This window comes from Streptomyces hebeiensis (assembly GCF_052983195.1).
Map to the genome: position 1 here is coordinate 2,205,468 of NZ_CM129812.1, position 22,471 is coordinate 2,227,938.

General features: G+C 73.3%; 16 protein-coding genes. 10 read left to right on the forward strand and 6 right to left on the reverse strand.

The window, feature by feature from the left end; all coding sequences use genetic code 11:
- The first annotated feature begins 100 nt into the window (after positions 1–100).
- Complete coding sequence (locus ACU6P3_RS09390) at positions 101–898, forward strand: SDR family NAD(P)-dependent oxidoreductase (protein ID WP_447196723.1); 798 nt, start codon at positions 101–103, stop codon at positions 896–898.
- Between the two features lie 108 nt (positions 899–1,006).
- Here the strand turns inward: ACU6P3_RS09390 and ACU6P3_RS09395 are convergent, their stop codons facing one another.
- A complete protein-coding gene (locus ACU6P3_RS09395) occupies positions 1,007–3,382 on the reverse strand; it encodes a DUF8508 domain-containing protein (RefSeq protein ID WP_447197822.1) in 2,376 nt (791 codons plus the stop codon).
- Between the two features lie 690 nt (positions 3,383–4,072).
- On the opposite strand from ACU6P3_RS09395, the gene ACU6P3_RS09400 reads away from it, so the two are divergent.
- The 5 genes from ACU6P3_RS09400 to ACU6P3_RS09420 all read left to right on the forward strand — a co-directional run bounded on the left by ACU6P3_RS09400 (position 4,073) and on the right by ACU6P3_RS09420 (position 10,280).
- Positions 4,073–5,404 (forward strand): SCO2321 family membrane protein, encoded by a 1,332-nt coding sequence (locus tag ACU6P3_RS09400; RefSeq protein ID WP_447196724.1) that lies wholly within the window; start codon positions 4,073–4,075, stop codon positions 5,402–5,404.
- Positions 5,401–6,165 carry an SCO2322 family protein gene (locus ACU6P3_RS09405; RefSeq protein ID WP_447196725.1) on the forward strand — a complete coding sequence of 255 codons (765 nt, stop codon included), beginning with the start codon at positions 5,401–5,403 and terminating at the stop codon, positions 6,163–6,165. The genes ACU6P3_RS09400 and ACU6P3_RS09405 overlap by 4 nt, the downstream gene beginning before the upstream one ends.
- 10 nt (positions 6,166–6,175) lie before the next feature.
- Complete coding sequence (locus ACU6P3_RS09410) at positions 6,176–7,450, forward strand: energy-coupling factor transporter transmembrane protein EcfT (protein WP_447196726.1); 1,275 nt, start codon at positions 6,176–6,178, stop codon at positions 7,448–7,450.
- Positions 7,447–9,261 (forward strand): ABC transporter ATP-binding protein, encoded by a 1,815-nt coding sequence (locus tag ACU6P3_RS09415; RefSeq protein ID WP_447196727.1) that lies wholly within the window; start codon positions 7,447–7,449, stop codon positions 9,259–9,261. The genes ACU6P3_RS09410 and ACU6P3_RS09415 overlap by 4 nt, the downstream gene beginning before the upstream one ends.
- A 227-nt stretch (positions 9,262–9,488) precedes the next feature.
- Positions 9,489–10,280, forward strand: coding sequence for an ECF transporter S component (locus tag ACU6P3_RS09420; protein WP_447196728.1), 792 nt, complete (start codon positions 9,489–9,491; stop codon positions 10,278–10,280).
- Between the two features lie 165 nt (positions 10,281–10,445).
- On the opposite strand, the gene ACU6P3_RS09425 is transcribed toward ACU6P3_RS09420, so the two are convergent.
- The 3 genes from ACU6P3_RS09425 to ACU6P3_RS09435 all read right to left on the reverse strand — a co-directional run bounded on the left by ACU6P3_RS09425 (position 10,446) and on the right by ACU6P3_RS09435 (position 14,454).
- On the reverse strand, positions 10,446–12,707 hold the full coding sequence (locus ACU6P3_RS09425; RefSeq protein ID WP_447196729.1) for a bifunctional glycosyltransferase 87/phosphatase PAP2 family protein: 2,262 nt from the start codon (positions 12,705–12,707) through the stop codon (positions 10,446–10,448).
- Positions 12,708–13,153: 446 nt separating this feature from the next.
- Positions 13,154–13,786, reverse strand: a complete 633-nt coding sequence (locus ACU6P3_RS09430) for a hypothetical protein (RefSeq protein ID WP_447196730.1) — start codon at positions 13,784–13,786, stop codon at positions 13,154–13,156.
- Positions 13,786–14,454 (reverse strand): hypothetical protein, encoded by a 669-nt coding sequence (locus tag ACU6P3_RS09435; protein ID WP_447196731.1) that lies wholly within the window; start codon positions 14,452–14,454, stop codon positions 13,786–13,788. Before ACU6P3_RS09435 ends, ACU6P3_RS09430 begins: the two co-directional genes overlap by 1 nt.
- Positions 14,455–14,629: 175 nt before the next feature.
- Here ACU6P3_RS09435 and ACU6P3_RS09440 point away from each other — a divergent pair, with 175 nt between their 5' ends.
- Positions 14,630–15,193: a GNAT family N-acetyltransferase gene (locus ACU6P3_RS09440; protein ID WP_447196732.1), complete on the forward strand. Its 564-nt coding sequence runs from the start codon at positions 14,630–14,632 to the stop codon at positions 15,191–15,193.
- 93 nt (positions 15,194–15,286) lie between these two features.
- Here ACU6P3_RS09440 and ACU6P3_RS09445 read toward each other — a convergent pair whose 3' ends face one another.
- A complete protein-coding gene (locus ACU6P3_RS09445) occupies positions 15,287–17,335 on the reverse strand; it encodes an MFS transporter (RefSeq protein WP_447196733.1) in 2,049 nt (682 codons plus the stop codon).
- A gap of 335 nt (positions 17,336–17,670) precedes the next feature.
- Here ACU6P3_RS09445 and ACU6P3_RS09450 point away from each other — a divergent pair, with 335 nt between their 5' ends.
- Positions 17,671–18,354, forward strand: a complete 684-nt coding sequence (locus ACU6P3_RS09450; RefSeq protein WP_447196734.1) for an HAD-IA family hydrolase — start codon at positions 17,671–17,673, stop codon at positions 18,352–18,354.
- A 220-nt stretch (positions 18,355–18,574) separates the two neighbouring features.
- Here ACU6P3_RS09450 and ACU6P3_RS09455 read toward each other — a convergent pair whose 3' ends face one another.
- Positions 18,575–19,312 carry an ABC transporter permease gene (locus ACU6P3_RS09455; RefSeq protein WP_447196735.1) on the reverse strand — a complete coding sequence of 246 codons (738 nt, stop codon included), beginning with the start codon at positions 19,310–19,312 and terminating at the stop codon, positions 18,575–18,577.
- A 430-nt stretch (positions 19,313–19,742) separates the two neighbouring features.
- Between ACU6P3_RS09455 and ACU6P3_RS09460 the strand changes: the two genes are divergently transcribed.
- Both ACU6P3_RS09460 and ACU6P3_RS09465 read left to right on the forward strand, forming a co-directional pair.
- Positions 19,743–20,396 (forward strand): HNH endonuclease family protein, encoded by a 654-nt coding sequence (locus ACU6P3_RS09460; RefSeq protein ID WP_447196736.1) that lies wholly within the window; start codon positions 19,743–19,745, stop codon positions 20,394–20,396.
- A 95-nt stretch (positions 20,397–20,491) separates the two neighbouring features.
- Positions 20,492–22,462, forward strand: a complete 1,971-nt coding sequence (locus tag ACU6P3_RS09465) for an alkaline phosphatase D family protein (protein ID WP_447196737.1) — start codon at positions 20,492–20,494, stop codon at positions 22,460–22,462.
- Positions 22,463–22,471 lie beyond the last annotated feature (9 nt).

The following is a 22,471-nucleotide window of genomic DNA, read 5'->3' on the forward strand; positions in this document are numbered from 1 at the left end:
GCGTGCCGCCGAGGTGTGATGCGTGCGCCGTTGGTCCAACCGTCTACCACGTACGGGCAATCCCTGGATGCGCCGGGGCCGCGCCCAACAGACTTCGGTCATGAGCGAAACGACGACGACCAGAACGGAAGCGGTCCCCCGCGGACTGCTCAACGCCAAGATCGCCTTCGTGACCGGTGCCGGCCGGGGCATCGGGGCCGCGGCGGCGCGGCTGTTCGCCCGGGAGGGAGCCAAGGTGGTGCTCGCGGCCCGTACGGAAGCCGAGCTGAAAGCGGTCACCGAGGACATCCGGGCAGACGGCGGCACCGCCGACTACGTGTTGTGCGACCTCGCCGAGCCCGCCGGTGTCAAGGGCGCGGTCGACGCCGTGGTGGAGTTGCACGGCCGGCTCGACGTGGCGTTCAACAACGCGGGGATGGGGGTCCCGCCCGCCCCGCTGGCCGAGATCCCGGAAACGCACTTCGACCGTGTCCTCACGATCAACCTCAAGGGCACCTGGCTGGCCATGTCGGCGGAGATCGCGGCGATCCGCGCGACGGCGGGCACCGGCGCCATCGTCAACAACAGCAGCGTCGGGAGCCTGCGGGGCAATCCGGCCCTGCCGGCGTACGGCGCGGCCAAGCGCGCGGTGAACAGCCTCACCGAGTCGGCGGCGGTCACGTACGGCCCCGAGGGCATCCGTGTCAACGCGATCGCGCCCGGCACCACCATGACCGAACTGATCGAGGAGTGGGCCACGCACCAGCCCGGCATCGTCGAGCAGCTCAACGCCCAGACGCCGCTGCGCAGGCCGGCCCAGCCGCACGAGGTGGCGGAGGCGGCGGCCTGGCTGCTCAGCGACCGCGCGTCGTACGTCACCGGGGTGGTGCTGTCGGTGGACGGCGGCATGCGCGCCTGAACGGCCACGGCCACGGCCCGGCCCTCGGGCCCGAGACGCGTGTGGCGTGCACGCGGAAGGCACGTGCACGCCACGCCACAGCCCGACGGGATCGTCGTACGACTGGTCCTACTTGATGCGCACGACCTGCGGGTCGTGGTCGCTCGTCTGGTCGGCGAACTCCGCGTTGATGTGGACGACCTCGTAGCCGGGCTTCTTGATGGCCGGGCTGACCAGGATGTGGTCCAGCGTCTGCGAGTTTCCGTCGTAGACGTAGCTGTAACGCTCACCCCGCGGCAGGGTGTTGATCAGGTCGACGAGGACGCCGCCCCGGGTGAGCGTGGTGAGCGGCTTGGAGAACTGGTAGTCGTTCATGTCACCGAGGACGACGACCTTGGCCTTCTTGTCCTTGGCGAGCAGGCCGGAGACGAAGGTGTTGACCTCCTTGGCCTGGGCCAGTCGCTGCGTCTCGGAGCCCAGCGTCGGCGGCTGGAAGACACCGTGCACCGGCTGGTCGCCGCCCTTGGAGTTGAAGTGGTTGCCGACCACGAACACCTGCCTGCCGCGGAAGGTGAACTCGCCGGCCAGCGGCTTGCGGCTGTTCTTCCAGGCGTCCGAGACGGGGTTGATCCGGCCCGGGGAGGCCGAGAGCGCGACGCCCTTCTTGCCGTTCTTCACGACCTCCACGGGTGTGGTGGCGTCGCCGCCCGGGCGGTCCACGAAGCTGACACGCTTGGGGTTGAAGAGGAAGACGTTACGGATGTTTCCGCCCGGTTCGCCTCCGTCGGCCTTGTTCTGCGGGTCGATGGCGCGCCAGTCGTAGGCCGGACCGCCCGCCTTCTTGATGGCGTCGGCGAACTTGGCGAGGGTCTGGTCGGCCGCGACCGTGCCGTCGTCCGTGGCCCCGTTGTTGTCCTGGATCTCCTCCAGGCTCACGACGTCCGGCGAGGCGAGGTTCTTGACGATGCCCTGGGCGAGCTTGTCGTACTTGCTCTGCGGCTCCTGCGGGTCCAGGTTCTCGACGTTGTACGTGGCGACCGAGAGCTCGTCGGACTTGGCCGGCTTCGCCACGTCCGGCTCGAGGCCGCCCGGCCGGACCGCGCCCAGGGTGGTCGACTGGACGCCGTAGCCGCCGTAGTTGGCGTAGTCCAGCGGGCCGGCGGTGGTGCCGGAGAGGGTGTCGCCGACGTTGGCCTTGAGCTTGCCGCCCGTCAGCGAACCGATCAGGAGACGCCCGGAGTTCGGGTTGTCGTAGCCGGTGAGGACGGTGCCGCCGCTGGGGGTCGGGTTCTGCCCGGGCTTGGTGGTGATCCAGGTCTCGTTGTACGCGTTGGACGCGCCCACCACCCGGACGTCCTCGACCCGCACCCGCATGCCCTCGCGGGACTCGTACCAGTCCAGCGCGTACCGGGACGGCTTCAGCTCGAGCGGCTCGATGCTGCCGCCCTTCGCGTCCGGCGCGTAGTTCTCGGGCACCGTGCCGGCGTCGATCGCCTCGGCCGCGGGCAGTTCGTTGCCGGAGGACAGGACGGTGGTCGTCGGGCCGCTCAGCTCCGTGACGGACTGCGAGCCGGAGCTCTGGCCGCCGGGGTAGTACTCGGTGATCCTGCCGGAGACGAGGACCGAGTCGCCGGGCTCGACCCGCGGTGTGGCGGAGCCGGTGAAGACGAAGAGGCCCTCGCTCGTGGCGGGGTTGTCGTCGGGCTCGGGGTCCTGGAACCAGAAGCCCCGCGAGGAGCCGGTGGACCGGACCGCGGTGACCACACCCGGGACGTTGGTGACGCTCTTGCCCGCGTACGGGGAGAGCCGCTTGGCGCCCTGGACCTCATGGATGCGCACGTCACCGGGGGTGGTGTCGCCGGGCGAAGGGGTGGGGGACGGCTCGCCGCCACCGTCGCCGCCGCCCGTGCCGCCGCCCGCGCTGTTACGGGGGGTCGGTGCGGCCCCGGTCAGGTCGGCGGAGTTGTCGTCCGTGTCGGTGAGGGCGGCGTTCCGGGTGACCGAGGTGGTGTTGCCCGCGCCCGTGGCGGGGGCGGTCTCCCGTACGACGGCGGTACCGAAGCCGACCAGGTCCTTGACCCTGTCGTCCGCCGCGCAGTCGGCGGCGGTCAGGCAGGTCAGCGGGGTCGTGGAGTGGACGAGGGCGACGGTGCCGCCGGTCGCCGACATCGCGATGGCGCCGCTCGCGTCGGGCGTGGGCAGCGCGGTGTCGCCGCCTGCCCCCTTGGCCTCCTGGACAAGGTAGCCGCCGCCCGCCGGAATGGCCCCGGTCACCTCGGTGACCTGCCACTTCGAGTTGGCGGTGGGCGCACCGCTCAGGTACTGGACGGACCAGCCGGTCAGGTCGAAGGGCGCGTCACCGGAGTTGCCCAGTTCGATGAAGTCGTGGGAGAGGGCGGCGCCCGAGTTGCCACCGCCGCCGAAGACCTCGGAGATGACGGCGTCCGGCGAGGGAGTCGCCTGCGCGGTGAGCGGGAGCGCGAGAAGTGATCCCGCCACTCCCACGGGGAGGAGGAGCGCGAGTCGTCCGGCGCGTCTGCCGACGGATCCGCCGCGGTGCCGGCCGTGCGGCGCCGGGGAGGCCGGGGGTATGGATGAGGACACGGGGAACTCTTTCTTACGGATGGCAGGTGTGTGGGGTACGGAGGCGGGGAGCACCGCGGAGGGTGCGGAGCCGTACCACGAAAAGGCGGGAAGGCGGCTCAAGATACGCGCGTAGACATCACGCCAACAAGAGGGCTGCCTGGCCAAAGGGCAAGTGTTTCCCGACTGTTCGCCGGATTTAACCCAAAATCGCGCATCACTGACACCACGTAAGGGAATCAACTGGCACAAGACCGGACGCAACGGGACGCCATGCATGCCTCATGTCCACGCCCATGCGTGTCCGCGCCCGCCCTGACCGCACTCGCGCCCGACCACACCGCCCACCGCCCCGGAGGGGTCCTTCCGCGGGCCGGTAGAGTGGGCGGGTCGTCATCATGCCCGTACGGGGGAAAGCCGGTGGAAATCCGGCGCTGACCCGCAGCCGTGAGCCGCCGTCACCGGTGGCGAGCCGGATCGCCCCGCACATGGTCGTGACCGGCTCGTGCCACCGGAAACCGCCGGTGGCCGGCACCGTCGAGGTTTACGGGCCGGAGCCTGGTACCCGAGTGTGCCGGTGCCCGGCTCCCGCAGGAGAGGCCCAGCCCGCCCATGACCACCGTTCGCCGCTGCGCCGCCGCGCTCGCCGCATCCGCCGTACTCGGCGTGGCCCTCGCACCGGCCGCCCACGCGGGAGGTGATGTGCCCGTCACGCCCGCCCCGTCCGCCTCCTCCCCGGCCCCGGACGCCTCCTCTCCTCCGACTGCTCCGCCTCCCTCGCCGTCGAAGCCCGCCTCCGGGGGCCTCCCGGCGGGCCTGTACGGCACCAAGGACCCCGCCTACGACGGTGTGTGGCGCCAGTCGCTGGCACTCCTGGGCCAGTACACCGGCGGGTACAAGCCCGCGAAAGCGGCCGTCACCTGGCTGAAGGGCCAGCAGTGCGCCAACGGGGCCTTCCCGGCCTACCGCGCCGACCCCACCACTCCCTGCGACACGACGACCGCGGTCGACTCCAATTCCACGGCCGCCGCCGTGCAGGCCCTCTCCAGCCTGGGCGGCCAACGACCGGCGATGCGCCGGGCGGTCGCCTGGCTCCGCTCCGTCCAGAACGCGGACGGCGGCTGGAGCTACACCCCCGGCACCCCGAGCGACGCCAACTCCACCTCCCTCGTCATCGGCGCGTTCACGGCCGCGGGCGTACGGCCCGGTTCCGTACGGTCCCCCGAGGGGAAGAACGCCTACGACGCCCTGGTCGGCTTCGCCATCCCCTGCGAGCCGGGCGCGGACGCCGGGGCCTTCGCCTACCAGCCCGACGCCGCCGGCCGGCTGAGCGCCAACGAGGACGCCACCGCCGCCGCCGTCCTCGCCGGGCTCGGCAAGCGGATGGTGACCGCTCCGGTGCCCCCGGGACCCGCTCCGGACTGTGTGCGTACGGCGGCCCCCTCGCCCGAGCGCGCCGCCCGCAACGGCGCCGCCCATCTGGTGTCCGCGCTCGGCCCGTCGGGCCATCTCGTCCAGCCGCCGCTGCCCGGCACCGACGACAGCACGCCCCTGCCCGACGTCGGGAACACCGCCGACGCGGTCGTCGCCCTGGCTGCCGCCGGATACGGCGACCAGGCGGCCCAGGCCCTGGAGTGGCTGAAGACGAACGCGGCCGGCTGGGCCGAGGAGAACGGCCCCGCCGCCTACGCCCAGTTGCTCTTCGCCGCCCATGCGACGGACACCGACCCACGCGACTTCGGCGGCGTCGACCTCGTCCAGCGTCTGAACGCCACCGGCCCCACCCCCACTCCCCTCCCCTCCTCGAGCGCGTCGGCCACGACGGCGAGCGCGGCCGACGACGCGGCCGGCCCGGTCCTCCCGTGGGCCGTCGGTATCGCACTGGTCGCCTCTGCCGGACTCGGTCTCCTGATCCGCCGCCGCGGAAGGGCACGGCGGTCATGACCGGGTCTCGCATACCGCTGCCCGTCCGCGCTCCGCTGTCGGCCGGCGTGCCACTCCTCGTCTCCCTGCTGGTCGCGCTCGGCGCCGGGAGCGCCCAGGCGGCCGGCTACCGCTACTGGTCGTTCTGGGAGAGCGACGGCGGGGAGTGGGCGTATGCCACGGAAGGTCCCGCCACGGCTCGCCCGGCCGACGGCTCCGTCACCGGCTTCCGGTTCTCGGTGAGCGCGGACAGCGGCGACGCGGCGAAGCCGCGCGGCGTGCCGGACTTCGCGGCCGTGTGCGGGGACACCGCGGCCGAGGCCGGCCGCAAACGGGTCGCCGTCGTCGTCGATCCCGGTACGGCCGCCGACGCCCCGGACGGTGAGCGGCCGCCCGCGCCCCGGGCCACGTGTGCCCGGGTCGGCGAGGACGCGACCGCCGCCGAGGCCCTCGCCGCGGTGGCCGAACCCCTGCGCTACAACGCCGACGCGCTGTTGTGCGCCATCTCCGGCTACCCCGCGTCCGGCTGCGGCGAGCAGGTACGGGACGGCGAGAAGCAACCCGAGGAGACCGCGCCGGCGGCCCCGCCGGGGACCACCCCACCGACCACGCCGACGACGGCGGGCACGACGGCCGGGGGCTCCCGGGACACCGCGGCCCCGGCCACCGGCGCGGAAGGCGACCACGACGGCGGCCCGTCCCTGGGACTGGTCGCCGGTGTCGCCGCCGTGGCCGCCCTCGCCGCGGCCGGCCTCTGGCGGGCCCGCCGCCGACGCGGCTGACCCGCACGTCATGAGCTCCACCCCGAACCTCCCCGTACCGTCCCGCCGCACCGCCGTCCGGCGCGGCCCGTCCCGTCGTCGTCCCCCGTTCGTGCTCCGGGCCCCCGCCGCCGACCGGTCCAACGCCCTGCACGCGGGGGCCTGGTGGCTGTGGGCCCTCGGGCTGGCCACGGCCGCGTCCCGGACGACCAATCCGCTGCTCCTCGGTCTGCTGGTGGCCGTCGCCGGCTATGTCGTCGCGGCCCGCAGGACCGACGCGCCCTGGGCCCGTTCGTACGGCGCCTTCGTGGCGCTCGGGCTGGCCGTCATCGGCATCCGGCTGCTGTTCTCGGTCTTCCTCGGCTCCCCCGTGCCCGGCTCTCATGTGCTCTTCACCCTGCCCGAGGTGCCGCTGCCCGACTGGGCGCGGGGCGTGCGGATCGGCGGCCGGGTGACGGCCGAGCAGCTGCTCTTCGCCCTGTACGACGGCGGGAAGCTGGCGACGCTGCTGATCTGCGTGGGCGCGGCCAACGCGCTCGCCAGCCCGGCCCGGCTGCTCAAGTCCCTGCCGGGCGCGCTGTACGAGGCCGGGGTCGCCGTCGTCGTGGCCATGACCTTCGCACCGAACATGGTCGCCGACGTCCGGCGCCTGCGCACGGCACGCAGACTGCGCGGCCGTCCCACCGGCGGTGTACGGGCAGTCCTCCAGATCGGACTGCCCGTTCTGGAGGGCGCGTTGGAGCGGTCGATCGCCGTCGCCGCCTCCATGGACGCACGTGGATACGGCCGGACGGCCGATGTTCCGCGCGCCGTCGCCCGGCTCACCACCGTCCTCACGCTCGGCGGGCTGCTGGGCGTCTGCGCCGGTTCGTACGCGCTGCTGGCCGCGCAGGGTGCCGGATACGGCCTGCCGGTGCTCTGCGCCGGTGCCGTCGCCGCGCTGGCCGGGCTGTGGCTCGGGGGCCGGCGCTCGGCCCGCAGCCGGTACCGCCCCGACCGCTGGGGGGTGCGGGCCTGGCTGGTGGCGGCCTCCGGTGCGGCGGTCGCGGTGGTGATGATCCGCGCGGGCGTCGGCGACCCGGAGGCTCTGCGTCCGGGCGTCGTCCCACCGACCGCGCCCACCCTCCCGCTCTGGCCCGCAGCGGGTGCCCTGCTCGGTCTGCTGCCCGCCGTCGTCGCGCCGGCGCCGGCGTCCGCTCCGCTTCCCGTTCCCGCTCCCCCGCCCAAGCCCACGCCGCCGTCACCCTCCTCGTCCACCCGGGCGGTGACCGGGGACGCGCCGGAACCGAAGGAGACGACACCATGATCCGCTTCGAAGACGTGTCGGTCACCTACGGCGACACCGCCGCACCCGCGATCAGCGGGGTCGATCTGACCGTTCCGGAGGGCGAACTGGTCCTGCTCGTGGGGCCTTCCGGAGCCGGCAAGTCGACCCTGCTGGGAACCGTCTCCGGGCTGGTCCCGCACTTCACGGGCGGCACCCTGCGCGGCCGTGTCACCGTCGGCGGCCGGGACACCCGGACGCACAAGCCCCGCCAACTCGCCGACCTCGTCGGCACGGTGGGCCAGGACCCGCTCGCCCACTTCGTCACCGACACGGTCGAGGACGAACTGGCCTACGGCATGGAGTCCCTGGGCCTCGCACCCGATGTGATGCGCCGCAGGGTCGAGGAAACACTGGACCTGCTGGGCCTGGCCGAGCTGCGCGACCGGCCGATCACCACGCTCTCCGGCGGCCAGCGCCAGCGCGTCGCCATCGGCTCCGTCCTGACCCCGCACCCCCGGGTGCTGGTACTCGACGAGCCGACCTCGGCCCTGGACCCGGCGGCGGCCGAGGACGTCCTCGCCGTGCTGCAACGGCTCGTGCACGACCTCGGCACGACCGTGCTGCTCGCCGAGCACCGGCTCGAACGGGTCGTGCAGTACGCGGACCATGTCATCCTCCTTCCCGGTCCCGGCCAGGCCCCCGTTCTCGGGAGCCCGGAGCAGATCATGGCCGTCTCCCCGGTGTTCCCACCGGTGGTGGAGCTGGGCCGGCTGTCGGGCTGGGAGCCGCTGCCCCTGTCCGTACGCGACGCCCGGCGCAAGGCGGCGGAGCTCCGCGAACGCCTGGCCGACCGGACCCCCGCGCCTTCGCCCGCCCCCACGGCCGGGCCGTCAGCGCCGGACCACGGGACCCCGGTCCCCGGCTCGGCGCCCGCCAGGGCAGGGTTCGTCCGGTCCGCGTTCGCCCGGTTGTTGCGCCGAGGCACGGACACGGCTCCCGACCAGGGCCGTTCGGCCGGCACCGCCTCCAGTGCCCCGGCCGACGCCTCGCCTCCCGGCGGTGGGCCGGCCCACGCTCCGCTCGCCTCCATAACCGGCCTGACCGTGCGGCACGGGCGGACCGAGGCGCTGCGCCGGGTGTCACTGACCGTCGCGCCGGGCGAGACCGTCGCGCTGATGGGGCGTAACGGCGCGGGGAAGTCCACCCTGCTCGGGTCCCTCATCGGTACGGTCGAGCCCGCCTCCGGCACCGTCCTCGTCGGCGGCCACGCCCCGCACCGCACCTCGCCGCGCGAACTCGTCCGCCAGGTCGGTCTCGTACCGCAGGAACCACGCGACCTGCTGTACGCCGACACCGTCGCCGCCGAGTGCGCCGCCGCCGACAACGACGCGGGCGCGGCGCCCGGCAGTTGCCGGGCGCTGGTCGAGCGACTGCTTCCGGGGCCGGCCGACACGACGCATCCACGTGACCTGTCCGAGGGGCAGCGGCTGGCGCTGGCCCTGGCCGTCATCCTGACCGGGCGGCCCCCGCTGCTGTTGCTGGACGAGCCGACCCGGGGGCTGGACTACGCGGCGAAGTCCCGTCTCGTGGGGATCCTGCGGTCGCTCGCGGCGGCGGGACACGGAACCGTCCTGGCGACCCACGATGTCGAGCTGGCGTCGGAGCTGGCCGACCGGGTGGTGATCCTCGCCGACGGCGAGATCGTCGCGGACGGCGCGACCTCCCAAGTCGTGGTCTCGTCCCCCGCGTTCGCGCCCCAGGTCGCGAAGGTCCTGGCGCCCCAACCATGGCTGACGGTGGCACAGGTCCGTTCGGCCCTGTCATCGGACGGGGGCGACCGGCCCGCATGACCCCCGACATCCCCGCACCCCAGAGCAGTCCCGGCACTCCCGGCACTCCCGGCGGCCCAGCGGCCCGGGATTCGGACTCCGGCCCCAGCCCCAGCCCGAGCCCCGGCTCCGGCTCCGGCTCCGGCTCCGGCTCCGGCTCCGGCTCCGGCTCCGGCTCCGGCTCCGGCTCCGGCTCCCAGGATCCCTGTCGGCGGCCGCCTCGCCCTCCGGTGCCGCAGGGGCGTGCCGTGCGGCTGGGGCCGCGCTCCGTCTGCGCGCTCGCCCTCGTCAGCGCCATCGGAGTCGTCGCCTTCGGCTGGCCCCTGCTGGCCGACCCCGCGTCCGGGCTCGCCCATTCCCAGGACGCGCCCTGGCTCTTCGCGCTGCTCCTGCCCCTCCTCATGGCTGTCGTCGTCGCGACGATCGCCGATTCCGGACTGGACGCCAAGGCGGTCGCGATGCTGGGCGTCCTGGCCGCCGTGGGCGCCGCCCTGCGGCCGCTGGGGGCGGGCACGGCCGGGCTGGAGCCCATGTTCTTCCTGATGGTGCTGAGCGGCCGGGTCCTCGGCCCCGGCTTCGGATTCGTCCTGGGCTCCGTCACCATCTTCGCGTCCGCGCTGCTGACCGGCGGGGTCGGTCCCTGGATGCCCTTCCAGATGCTCGCGATGGGGTGGTTCACGATGGGCGCCGGGCTGCTGCCGGAGCCCGACCGGCTGCGCGGCCGGGCCGAGTCGCTGATGCTCGCGCTGTACGGCGCGTGCGCCGCGCTCGCATACGGCACCGTCATGAATCTCCAGGGCTGGACGTACCTCGGCGGGCTCTCGTCCGGCATCTCCTTCCACCCGGGCGAACCCGTCCAGGACAACCTCGTCCGCTTCCTCGCGTACTGCGCCGCGACCTCACTGGGCTGGGATCTGGGCCGGGCGGCGCTCACGGCCGTCCTGACCCTGACCGTCGGCGGCACCCTGCTCAAAGCGCTGCGCCGGGCCACCCGCAGGGCGGCCTTCGAGGCGAAGGCCGCCTTCGCCCGGCCCGAGTGAGCCGAGCGCCCGACGCGGCGGGCCATGTGCCCGGCCATGTGCCTTGCCACGCATCCGGCCACGCGTCCGGCCACCCAGCCCGCCGGACCGAGGACCGCGCGCCGCGCGATACGTACGACAAGGTCCGAGCGTCGAACTTCCGAACTATTCGTCATGCACGGAAAGCTACCCGTGCTCACTCTCCGTAAACGCCGGCTTCTTCCGCTCCGTCCCCGTCGGCGCGTCCGGCCCCTCGTCCAGTCCCTCGTCGCGCCGCTCATCACGGTCCCCGTCGCGGCTCTCGTCCCCGTCCCGCCGCTCGCCGCTGCCCCCGTCGGGCGCTTCCTCCCGAGCGCCACCCACAACAGCCCCGTCCCTGCCCAGCGCTGCGCCCTCGCCCAAGCGGAACGGGTCCCGCTTCTCACCCGCCTCCGGCATCAGCTTCCGCGGCCCGGCCAGCACGTACGTCAGCGCGAATCCGGCACCCACGACCGCCGCGCCACCCACCGCGTCCAGCACCCAGTGGTTGGCCGTCGCGATGATCGCGCACACGGTGAACAAGGGATGCAGCAGCCCCAGCAGCTTCATCCACAACTTCGGCGCCAGTACGACGACCACGACGCCGCACCACAGCGACCACCCGAAGTGCAGCGAAGGCATCGCCGCGTACTGGTTGGTGACAGCGGTCATCGCCCCGTAGTCAGGGTTCGCCAGATCCTGCGGGCCGTGCACGGTGTCGATGAAACCGAGGCCCGGCATCAGCCGCGGCGGGGCCAGCGGATAGAACCAGAAGCCGATCAGCGCGAGGACCGTGGCGAAACCGAGCGAGGAGCGCGCCCAGCGGTAGTCGGCGGGCCGGCGGACGTACAGGACACCGAGGATCGTCAGCGGCGCGGCGAAGTGGAAGGACGTGTAGTAGAAGTTGAAGAAGCTCTCCGCCCACTTCATCTCCACGACCGCGTGGTTGGCCCAGCGCTCGATGTCGATCCCGAGCGCCTTCTCAATGCCGTGGATCTGCCGGCCGTGCTCCTCCGCCGCCGCCCGGCCACCCGTCGCGACCAGCCGGATCTGGGAGTAGACGGCGTACCCGACGCGGATCACCAGCAGTTCGAGCAGCAGATTCGGCCGGCTCACCAGCCGCCGCCAGAACGGTGCCAGCGGGACCCGGCTCCAGCGCGCGGGCACCGGTCGCGCGTACCCGGTCGGGACGGGCTTGTCGAAGTACGGCGAGGTCCGCAGCAGGAACGGCACTCCGCAGGCCGCCGCCAGCGCGGCGATCAGCGTCACGTTCTCCCGTATAGGAGACAGCAACGCCATGCTCGGCAACAACATCTTCCCCGGCAGTGTCATCGTCAGCACCACCAGCACGGGCCACACCATCCGGTCCCTGGCCCGTGTACCGACCCGCCCCACCACCGCCAGCAGCAGCCACAGCAGCTGGTGCTGCCAGGCCGCGGGCGAGACCGCGACCGCCACACAGCCCGTCAGCGCGACGGCGAGCAGCAGTTGCCCGTCCCGGGCGTAGCGGACGGCGCGCCGCAGTCCGAGGGGGACGACGGCCGCCGCGAGGAGAACGAAGAGGACGACTTCCAGGGGCCCCGTCAGGCCGAGGCGGAGCAACGCGCCGTGCAGGGACTGGTTGGCGAGGCTGTCCGGGCTGTCGCCGAGGCCCGCCCCCGCCACATGGTGCACCCAGTACGCCCATGAGTCGCTGGGCAGGGCCGCCCAGGCGAGGGCCGTACCGAGGACGAACGTCCCCGCCGTCGACACCGCCGCGTTCTTGCGCCCCGTCAGCCACAGCAGCGGCGCGAAGAGGAGCATGGCGGGCTGGAGGGCCGCGCCGACGCCGATGAGCACGCCCGGCTCGCGTTGCCCGCGGACGACGAAACAGCCGACCAGTACGAGCAGCACGGGGATGATGCTGGTCTGGCCCAGGTGGAAGCTGTTGCGTACCGGCAGGGACAGCATGAGCAGGCTGATCGCGACGGGCGCGGCGAGCAGTCCCGTACGGCGGGAGACCCGGCCCGGCAGGGCGCGGGCCGCGACCAGTCCGAGTGCGACGACCAGCAGGAGGGTGCCGAAGGTCCAGGCGATGCCGAGACTCTGCTCGGCCGAGCGGGCCAGCGGTCTGAGCACGAGGCCCGCGAACGGGGTTCCGGTGAACTTGCCCGTTTCGTACAGGGAACCCGCCACGTGCAGCACGCCGTTGTCCCCGACCCACGTCTCCAGATCGGTCAGCCGCTCACCGGGCGGCAGGCGGAGCACCGCCGCTGCCTGTCTTATCGCCAGCACGCCGGCGAGCAGCCAGAGAACCACGCGCACCCTGCCGAAACCGGCCCCCGCCACACCCGCCGTGCCCGCCACACCCGCCGCCCCGACCACACCGGGGGCTCCCGCCGCACCGGCCGCCGCGCCGCCGCCGTGCACGCTGTGCTCCGCTTTCCCCACGCCGCGCCGCCCCTCCCTCCGAAAACGCCATACCTGGGCATAGAGCCTCGCACTGCCCTGTTCAGAAGACTCAGGCAACCCCCTCTTCGCCTGAGTGTCACCCCTGTTTTGTCTCAATGACCGCGCCCTCCCCCCGCCCGAACCCGCCAGGGCACAGGCGACGCCCGGGGTGTCAAAGACATGGGTGGCACAGGAGACACGGGTGATACGGGCAATACGGGTGGCGCAGGCGGCTCGTGAGACGCCTGCAACGCGGGGCGCGACAGGCGTACGGAGCATATCCGGGGGACCGTGCCACGCCGAAACGCGAACGGTCGGCTGACCCCGCGCGCACGCGGACGGAGGCGGCGGGCCGTCCCTTGCCCGCCGCCTCCGAGTTCATTCTGTGCCCGACGCCGGGCCGGTCCACGGATCCACGGACCGGACGGATCCGTGGACCGGACGGATCAGACCCGCAGCAGCCGTTCGGTCACCTCGCGGTAGCTCTGGAGCGCGACGCGCAGCCGCTCGGTATCGGCCGGGGCGGCCCCGTCGCCGCCGTTGTCCCAGCCTGCCCGCAGCGTACGGGGGCGCTCCGCAAGCGCGTGTGTCAGTCGCTCGGTGGCCTCCTCCAGTACGCCGGCCGCCTCTTCGACGGAGCGCCGGGGGCCGTCCACGAAGTGGTGGAGCGCCTCCTGGAGGCGCAGAGCCAGTTGGTCGCTCTCGCCCTCGGGGAAGAGGCGCGGTTCCGAGCGACGCGCGGTATCGGTACGGGCACCCGTACCGGCACCCGTGCCGGCACCGGCACCGATCGAAGCACCCATCGGTGTGCCGGGCATGACGTCGGCACCGCCGGTACGGGCATCGGCGCCACGGTGCTCTCGGTGCTCTCGGGTGTCGTGGACCTCTCGTAGCTCCCGCACCTCCGGGGTCACGGCGTTCTTGGCGATCGTCGGTTCCCTGGTACCCGCCGTGTTCCTCGCACGCGTCGCGTGCAGGTCGTGCGCCGAGTCCGCCATATCCGCCGCGTGCGCCGTGTCCGCTCCGCTCGCCTTCTCCAGGTTCTTCGGGTTGTCCGGATTCTTCGAGTCGTACGCCATCACGCACCACTCCCCTTGGGCCGTAGTGAAAAGTTCCGGTTCCGGCCGGCATCGCCGCGTCCTGGGCGGCCGCCGCCCCACTCCGGCCGGGTGGTGATCAGTTCCTCGAAGAGCTCACGCGCGCCGACCATCACCTCTCGGAGTTCCTCCGTACTCACGCCGGTCCCGCCAGGCGCACCGCTGTCCTCACGCGTGCTCGGGCTCGTGCTCAGAGCGGTCGCGTGCTGATGCACGCGCCGGTAGCCCTCCACCTGGCGCGCGTGATGGACGGAGAGGGCGTCGAACTGGTCGTCGAGTCGCGAACCGGCCGGGTAACCACGGTCCTCCGCCAGCCGCGCCAGCAGCCGGTCTGCCTCGACCACGGCCTGGCCCGGGGAGTCGACGAAGCCTTCCTGGAGCCCGGCCCACCGGGCGACGTACTGTTCCCGCCGTTCGGCGGAGAGCGGATTCGGCCGCAGCCCGCCGTGGCGCTGGAGGCGTTCGCCCAGCTCGCGCTCGGCGGCCTTGGTGTCACCACCGTGCCGGGCGGCGACCCGGTCGTACTCGGGGCCGAACCGGCGTTTCAGCCCGCTCCGCCCGGTCCCCCGGCCCGGCCTCGCGTACAGGAACACGGCCGCGATGATCACGAAGACCGCGATCAGAGCGACGACGATCAGAAGTGTGGACATGGCTGCCTTCCTGAGTTCATCGGCTCGGCCGGCCCCACCGGTCCGGCGCCTCGAACAGATCGGCCGGGCCGGGTGTGCCGACGCCGACCCGGCCCGCGCGCAACGGTCGTTCCTACGATTCGAGTTGCCGCTTATTCGGTGGCCAAACGGCTCACCGTCCGGTAGAGAGCCGCCCATGAGCCATCAGAGCTGGTTCGTGGGGCCCGAGCACTTCGCGACCGCCGACGCCGCCCGGCTGCGCCTCGCGTACTACGCGGAGGTCGCCGGGCGCTACTGGGGCCGCCCCGCGACCGAGGCGGAGATCGCACGCGGGCTCGCCGAGGACCCGCCCGACGCGCTCACGCCGCCCACCGGGGAGTTCGTCGTCGGGCGGTACGGCGGCGAGGCCGCGTGCTGCGGCGGGCTACGGCTCCTGGACGCGGGTACGGCCGAGCTGACCCGGGTGTACGTGAGCCCCGCCGCGCGCGGCACCGGGGGCGGCGGCGCCCTGCTGGCCGCGCTGGCCGGGGCCGCGCGGCGGCTCGGCGCGCACCGGCTGGTCCTGGACACGCGGCTCGACCTCGTGGAGGCGCGCGGGCTCTACGTCAAGCACGGTTTCCGGGAGATCCCGGCGTACGGCGAGCCCGGCCCGTACAGCCAGATCTGGTACGGAAAGGAGCTGGGCGCGCCCGCGTCGGCACCGGGGGCCGCGCGGCCCGCCCGGCCCGCGCCCGCGCCTCACCGGCGCGGCGGCCAGTAGTGTGAGTCCCGGGGCAGGCCCCGTCGTGCGGGCCCGTACCGTGCGGGCCGCGCGCTCCACGCGACGTACCGGGCCGGGGTGCCGGCCGGGTCTTCAGGCCAGGTGGTCCCTGGGCGGCGGCGGAGTGTACGGCCGCTCCCCGTCCGAACCGCACAGCTCGGCGCTCAGCCGCTCCACCAGCTGTACGAGATCGGTCGGCCGGTCGGGTCCCCACCAGTCCCCCAGCAGTTCCGACAGCGACTCCTCCCGCGCCGTGGCCAGCGCCTGTGCGACCAGCTCGCCCCGCTCCGTGAGCACCAGGTCGAGTCCCTGCCGGCGGGCCAGCCCGCGCTCCTCCACCTGCCGGGAGGCGTCGGTGACCGACCTGACCGGGACCGACAGGGTCTCCGCGAGCGCGGCGGGCCGCACGGAACCGTGCCGGCGGATGCGCAGCAGGAGCCAGCCGGCCGCGGGGAGCAGGTCGTAGCCCGCCCTCGCGACGACGGTCTCGTAGATCCGGCGGCGTCCCTCGCGCGTACCGAGCACCGAGAGGGCGCGCGCCACCTCGTCGCGGGAGGAGCGCTCGACCGGATTGACGGCCAGGGTCTCGCTTATCTCCGGCGCGGTGACCGAGCGGCGCAGCCGGTCCTCCTTGAGGAACCACGTGACGGCGAACGCGACCAGCACCACCGGGACGGCGTACAGGAAGACATGGGTGATGGAGGTCGCGTACGCGTCGAGCACGGCGGGGCGCAGCGCGGCCGGCAGCCGCCCGATCGCCCGGGGATCGGCGGCGAGCGAGCCGGGACCCACGCCGGGCGGCAGCGGCTCGCCCGCCAGGGCGTCGGTCAGCCGACGGGTGAGCAGGCCGGTGAAGAGGGCTCCGAAGACGGCGACGCCGAAGGACGCGCCGATCGACCGGAAGAAGGTGACGCCCGACGTGGCCACGCCCAGGTCGGAGTAGCCGACGGCGTTCTGGACGACCAGTACGAGCACCTGCATGACCAGCCCGAGCCCGGCACCGAAGACGAAGAGGTAACCGCTCGTCTCCCAGGTCCCGCTGGTCACGGTGAGCTGGTGGAGGAGGAGCAGCCCCACGGCGGTGACGGCCGTGCCGAGGACGGGGAAGGCCTTCCAGCGGCCCGTACGGCTGATGATCTGACCGGACAGGGTGGACGTGATCAGCAGGCCGATCACCATGGGCAGCATCCGCACGCCGGACGCGGTCGGGGTCACGCCCTGCGCGACCTGGAGGAACGTGGGCAGGTAGGTCATGGCTCCGAACATCGCGAAACCGACGACGAAGCTGATGACGGCGACGAGCGCGAAGGTCCTGATCCGGAAGAGCCGCAGGGGCAGTACGGGCTCGGCCGCACGCCGCTCGGCCCGTACGAGGAGGACGAGCAGGACGGCCGCGAGCAGCGCCAGGCCGATGATCTCGCCCGAGCCCCAGGCCCAGGTCGTCCCGCCGAGTGAGGCGATCAGCACCAGGCAGGTGGCGAGGGACGCGATCAGGAAGGTGCCCAGGTAGTCGAGGGTGTGGCGGGCCGTGGACGCGGGGAGGCGCAGGGCGGACGCGATGACGAGCAGGGCGACGACGCCGAGCGGCAGGTTGACGTAGAAGACCCAGCGCCAGCTGAGGTGCTGGGTGAGAAAGCCGCCGAGCAGCGGTCCGAGCACGCTGGTGGCGCCGAAGACGGCCCCGAACAGGCCCTGGTACTTGCCGCGTTCGCGCGGCGGCACGAGGTCCCCGACGATCGCCATCGACAGCACGATGAGCCCGCCGCCGCCCAGGCCCTGGAGCGCGCGGAAGGCGATGAGTTCGGGCATGCTCCGGGCGAGACCGCAGAGCGCGGAGCCGACGAGGAAGATGACGACGGCCGTCTGGAACAGCCTCTTGCGCCCGTACTGGTCGCCCAGCTTTCCCCAGAGCGGCGTGGCGGCGGTCGAGGCCAGCAGATAGGCGGTGACCACCCAGGACAGGTGCTTGAGGCCGCCGAGGTCGCTGACGATGGTGGGCAGGGCGGTGGAGACGATCGTCTGATCGAGCGCGGCCAGCAGCAGTCCCATGAGCAGGGCACCGACAGCGGCGAGGACGGTACGGGGAGGACGGCCCTCACCGGGGGCCGGGCTCACCGCCGGGACGCTCACGTCCTGAGCCATGGGACCTCACTTCGACGATGTGCCGACGTGCTGGGGTGCGGCCGCACGGGACGGACGGGGCGCCCCGGGCAACCCTTGCGGGATGGCAATGACTGCTCTCCATCCTGGCCGCTTCGTCCCGTTATGGCCTGTCGAGCGGACCGCCGGGATCGAGGTGGGGTGGCTTCGCGGGAAGCCGTTTGTATAATGACGAAACAAAGTGGGTCCGTCCGTCCCACCCTGACCGGCGGGCGGAGCCACTTGACCTCCGCCGTACCCGTCCCGCCGCCCGCTGTTCGCCGACGCCTTCCGTCCGCGCCTCCCGCCCGCTCCCGCGCCTCCTGGAGAATCAGCCGATGTCGGCCACCGCCTCCTCCGCGACGTCCGTCCTGACCACGCGGGGCTTCCTGCTCGACATGGACGGCACGCTCGTCAATTCCGACGCCTCGGTGGAGCGCAACTGGCGTGTCTGGGCGATCGAGCACGGGCTGGACCCGGAGGCGGTCCTCAAGGTCGCGCACGGCCGGCAGGCGCACGCCACCATGGCCCTGCTGCTGCCGGACCGCCCGATGGAGCTCAACCACGCCGACAACCGCGTGATGCTGGCGAACGAGACGGCGGACACGGAAGGCGTGGTCCCGATCCCCGGCGCACGGGACTTCCTCGCGGCGCTCGCCACGCTCCCGCACGCCCTCGTCACCTCGGCGGACGCGGCCCTGACGGACTCCCGGATGGCGGCCGCGGGACTGGTCGTACCGAAGATCCGGGTCACGGCCGAGAGGGTGACGGCGAGCAAGCCCGACCCCGAGGGCTTCCTGCTGGGCGCGGCGGAACTGGGCCTCGCCCCGGAGAACTGCGTCGTCCTGGAGGACTCCGGGGCCGGCATCGCGGCGGGCCGGGCGGCGGGCATGCGCGTGGTGGGTGTCGGCCCGCGCGCGGCGGCCCTGTCCCCGGACGCGCATGTCGCGGACCTGACGCAGCTGCGGGTGGAGGCCCTGCCGACGGGCGAGATCCTGCTGCACGTGGGCGCGCGCGGCTGAGCCGCGCGAAGCATGGGCGCGCACGACTGAGCCGTACGTAGCACGAGCGCGCGCGGCCGAGCCGCATGTACGTACGTCGGCGCGCACGGCCGCGCGGCACTTCCGGAGCCCGCGTACGAGCGGAGCCACGAGGCCCCCGTCGGCAACCCGGGACAAGCTCCCACGCGACCCTCGACCCGCGACCCTCGACCCGCGCCAACCCCGCGACCCGTCCCGAGCGTCACATGTCGCGGTGGATCCGTCCCCGCGCCACCAGCTCCAGCACCACGCTCACCGCCACCGCCTGCACCGCCATCAACGCCACCAGCACGAACAGCTGCACCGCGCCCGCCAGCACCGGCGACGCCCCGCCCAGCAACATGCCCACGAACGCGCCCGGCAGCGTGACCAGCCCGACCGTCCTCGTCTGGTCCAGACCCGGCAGCAGCGCGTCGGACGCCGCCGGCCTGGCCACCTCCATCCGCGCGTCCCGGTCGAGCATCCCCAGCGCGAGCCCGGCCTCCACCTCGCCCCGCCGCGCGTGCAGTTCGTCCAGCGCTCGTCGGCCGCCCAGCACCGTCGCGGTGAGCGCGCCGCCGATGAGGATGCCGGTGACGGGGATCAGCGCGATGCCCTTCGCGGGGACGGCACCGACGAGCAGGAGCACCGCCATCACCGGCCCCACCCCCGCGCCGATGGGCACGGCGGCCCACCACCACGTGCGGTTCGGGGTGACCCGGCGCCCGGCGGTACGGACGGCCACGGCGTACATCAGGGCCACGAACCCGATCGTCGGCGGTACACCACCGACCACCCAGCCGATCAGGAACGAGACCGCGCCGAGCTGAAGCGCCGCCCGCACCCCGGCGACGGCGATCTCGCGGGCCCGGCCGAGGCGGGCGAGCGCCACCACGGCCACGGCGGCGACCAGCAGCAGGCCGAGGACGACCCCGAACGTGACATCGACCCGCAGCAGCACGCGCCCACCCTATGCCGCTCTCCGTGCCCGCACCCGCGCCGTCCGGCGGCGACCGCCCGGCACCCGGCACCGCCCCACACGCCACCCGGTACACCGCCCCCGACCCGGCCGCCTCGCACGGCACCCCGCCCGCGCCCCGTCGGCGCGCCCCCGCGCATCCGTCGGGCGACGGCACCGGCCGGCCCTCCGGCCCGCCCCGCCCACACCGCCCCTCACCTCGTCAATTCTGCACCGATAGGCACCAATTGCCGCCCCGCCGAACCAACATCACCCCACGCTCCCCCTTGATGTGACGTGCACATGTCGCCACTCTGTTACCTGACGCACCCCCCACGGAAACCGGGCGCCACCACGCTGGCGCCCGGGCCGGTCGAACCTCGCACCGGAACCGCACGCCGCATCACGTCCCCTCACCCTCAAGGGAGTTCGCATGTCAGGTGTCTACGCGCGTCGCATGCCGCGCATCGCCGTCCTCGCCGCGTCCGCCGCACTCGCCTCCGCCACCACCCTGCTCTCCGCCCCGACCGCGCAGGCCGCCATGCCCACGCCGGTCAGCGCCGCCACCGCCCGGACGTACCTGAGCCAGCTCACGGTGCAGGCGGAAGGTTCCTCCAGCGGTTACAGCCGGGACAAGTTCCCGCACTGGATCACCCAGTCCGGCACCTGCAACACCCGTGAGGTCGTGCTCAAGCGCGACGGTTCGAACGTCCAGCAGGACTCCAGCTGCGCCGCCGTCAGCGGCAGCTGGTACTCGGAGTACGACGGCGCCACCTGGAGTGCCGCCTCCGACGTGGACATCGACCACATGGTGCCGCTCTCCGAGGCGTGGAAGTCGGGCGCGAGCGGCTGGACCACCGCGCAGCGGCAGTCCTTCGCGAACGACCTGACCCGCCCCCAGCTCATCGCGGTCACGGACAACGTGAACCAGTCCAAGAGCGACCAGGACCCGTCGACGTGGCTGCCGCCGCGCACCTCGTACCGCTGCACGTACGTCCGCGCGTGGGTGCAGGTGAAGTACTACTACAAGCTGACCGTCGACTCGGCCGAGAAGAGCGCGATCAGCAGTGTCCTGAACGGCTGCTGATCAGCGCACTCGCCACGGCCCGCCGGTAACCGGCAGGTCTCCCTCCCGCACTCCTCCGTCGTTCCGTACCGTACGGGGCGATGGAGGAGGCACATATGACCGGGCTGCGTCTGGGGCCACTGCTGCGACACGTCGACTGGGAGGGCCACGGCACGGCGACCGTCTGGGTCGAGGCCGACCGCCCCGCCACGGCCGAGGTCCGCTGCGCGGACGGCGCGTACGGCTCGTCCCGTACGTTCCGGATCGCCGGACACCACTACGCGCTGATCCCCGTGACCGGCCTGACGCCCGGCACCACGACGGCGTACGAGGTGGTGCTCGACGGCCGCCGGGTATGGCCGCCGGAGGACTCGCCGTTCCCGCCCAGCACGATCCGCTCCCCCGCCGCCCCCGCCCCCGGAACGCCCGGCCCCGGAGTCCGCGTCGCCTTCGGCTCCTGCCGCTGGGCGGCCCCGGCCCACGGGGAGCCGGACCCGATCGGCCCCGACGCCCTGGAGGCGCTCGCCACCCGCATCGCCGGTCGCGCCGCCACCGCGGGCCCCGAGGAGGCGGACTCCGCGCGGCCCGATGTCCTGCTCCTCCTCGGCGACCAGGTGTACGCGGACGAGACGTCCGAGCCGACCGGACAGCGGCTCGCGCTGCGCCGCGACCTGGGCGAGCCGCCGGGCGCCGAGGTCGCGGACTACGAGGAGTACACGTACCTGTACGACGAATCGTGGGGTGCCCCGGCCGTACGCTGGCTCCTCTCCACCGTTCCGAGCTGCATGATCTTCGATGACCACGACCTGATCGACGACTGGAACACCAGCGCCTCCTGGCTCGCCGACATGCGGGCCACGCCCTGGTGGCGCGAGCGGGTGCTCAGCGGACTGATGTCGTACTGGGTCTACCAGCACCTCGGCAACCTCTCCCCCGCCGAACTGGCGGCGGACGAGCTGTACGCGGCCGTGCGCGCCGAGCCCGACGGCACCGGTCCGCTCCGCCGGTACGCCGACCTGGCGGAGCGCGACCCGGCGGCCGTGCGCTGGAGCTACCGGCGCGACTTCGGCCGCACCCGGCTGCTGATGGTCGACTCGCGCGCCGCCCGCGTCCTGGACGAGGGTGAGCGGGCGATGCTGGCCAAGGGCGAGGCCCAGTGGGTGAGGGACCAGGCACTCGCGGGCCGCGCGAGTGCCTCTCGGCCCCCGGTTCCCCGGCCCCCGCACGACCCTCGACCCTCGCAGGACCCTCCTTCCTCGCAGGACCCTCGATTGCCGCACGTCTCCTGGTCCCCGGAGGCCCCGGAGACGTCGCGCCCCGGGCCGTACGCCCCCGATGGCCCACGGCCGTACGACCCCGACGACCGCGGACCGGGCCCCAACGACCACCGCGCCCCGTACGACCACCTCCTCATAGGCAGCTCGCTGCCCTGGCTGCTCCCGCCCCTCATCCATGACGGCGAAGCCTGGAACTCCGCCCTCTGCCGAGGCGAACGCGGCCCCCGCTGGGCGCGGTTCGGTGAGCGGCTGCGCCGGGCGGCCGACCTGGAGCACTGGGCCGCCTTCCCCCGCTCATTCGAGGAGCTGACGGCGCTGATCGCCGAGGCGGGCAGTGGCCCCGACGCCCCGGCGACGGTGTGCGTGCTCTCGGGAGACGTCCACCACGCGTACGCCGCCGAGCCCGCCTGGACCGCGGGCGACGGCCCGGACGCGCACGTCGTCCAGCTGACCTGCTCCCCCGTGCACAACTCGGTCCCCGCGTACTTGAAGCTCGGCTTCCGGTTCGGCTGGAGCGGGCTCGGACGGCGCACGGGCCGGCTCCTCACCCGGCACGGACGCGTCGCCGCACCCCCCATCAGCTGGCGCAGAACGGGCGGGCCATGGTTCGCCAATCAGCTGATGACCCTCACCACGAACGGCCGTTCGGCCGTCCTCCGGCTCGATCACGCCCGCACCGAGGACGGCGGCGCGACGCTGGTGTCGGTGGACGAAAGGGTCCTGTCCACGGATGAAAAGGACTGGGCCATGGGACGACGAGCCCTGGCCGCGGACGGAAACAGGTCGGCTCCCGGGCCGAACACCCTCTGAATTCGGACG

What these genes read in the sequence shown, in the direction of transcription:
- ACU6P3_RS09450 (WP_447196734.1), top strand. Translation starts at nt 17,671, where the DNA reads ATGTCGGCCACCGCCTCCTCCGCGACGTCCGTCCTGACCACGCGGGGC.
- ACU6P3_RS09405 (WP_447196725.1), top strand. Translation starts at nt 5,401, where the DNA reads ATGACCGGGTCTCGCATACCGCTGCCCGTCCGCGCTCCGCTGTCGGCC.
- ACU6P3_RS09400 (WP_447196724.1), top strand. Translation starts at nt 4,073, where the DNA reads ATGACCACCGTTCGCCGCTGCGCCGCCGCGCTCGCCGCATCCGCCGTA.
- ACU6P3_RS09465 (WP_447196737.1), top strand. Translation starts at nt 20,492, where the DNA reads ATGACCGGGCTGCGTCTGGGGCCACTGCTGCGACACGTCGACTGGGAG.
- ACU6P3_RS09445 (WP_447196733.1), bottom strand. Translation starts at nt 17,335, where the DNA reads ATGGCTCAGGACGTGAGCGTCCCGGCGGTGAGCCCGGCCCCCGGTGAG.
- ACU6P3_RS09435 (WP_447196731.1), bottom strand. Translation starts at nt 14,454, where the DNA reads ATGTCCACACTTCTGATCGTCGTCGCTCTGATCGCGGTCTTCGTGATC.
- ACU6P3_RS09410 (WP_447196726.1), top strand. Translation starts at nt 6,176, where the DNA reads ATGAGCTCCACCCCGAACCTCCCCGTACCGTCCCGCCGCACCGCCGTC.
- ACU6P3_RS09460 (WP_447196736.1), top strand. Translation starts at nt 19,743, where the DNA reads ATGTCAGGTGTCTACGCGCGTCGCATGCCGCGCATCGCCGTCCTCGCC.
- ACU6P3_RS09440 (WP_447196732.1), top strand. Translation starts at nt 14,630, where the DNA reads ATGAGCCATCAGAGCTGGTTCGTGGGGCCCGAGCACTTCGCGACCGCC.
- ACU6P3_RS09390 (WP_447196723.1), top strand. Translation starts at nt 101, where the DNA reads ATGAGCGAAACGACGACGACCAGAACGGAAGCGGTCCCCCGCGGACTG.
- ACU6P3_RS09415 (WP_447196727.1), top strand. Translation starts at nt 7,447, where the DNA reads ATGATCCGCTTCGAAGACGTGTCGGTCACCTACGGCGACACCGCCGCA.
- ACU6P3_RS09430 (WP_447196730.1), bottom strand. Translation starts at nt 13,786, where the DNA reads ATGGCGTACGACTCGAAGAATCCGGACAACCCGAAGAACCTGGAGAAG.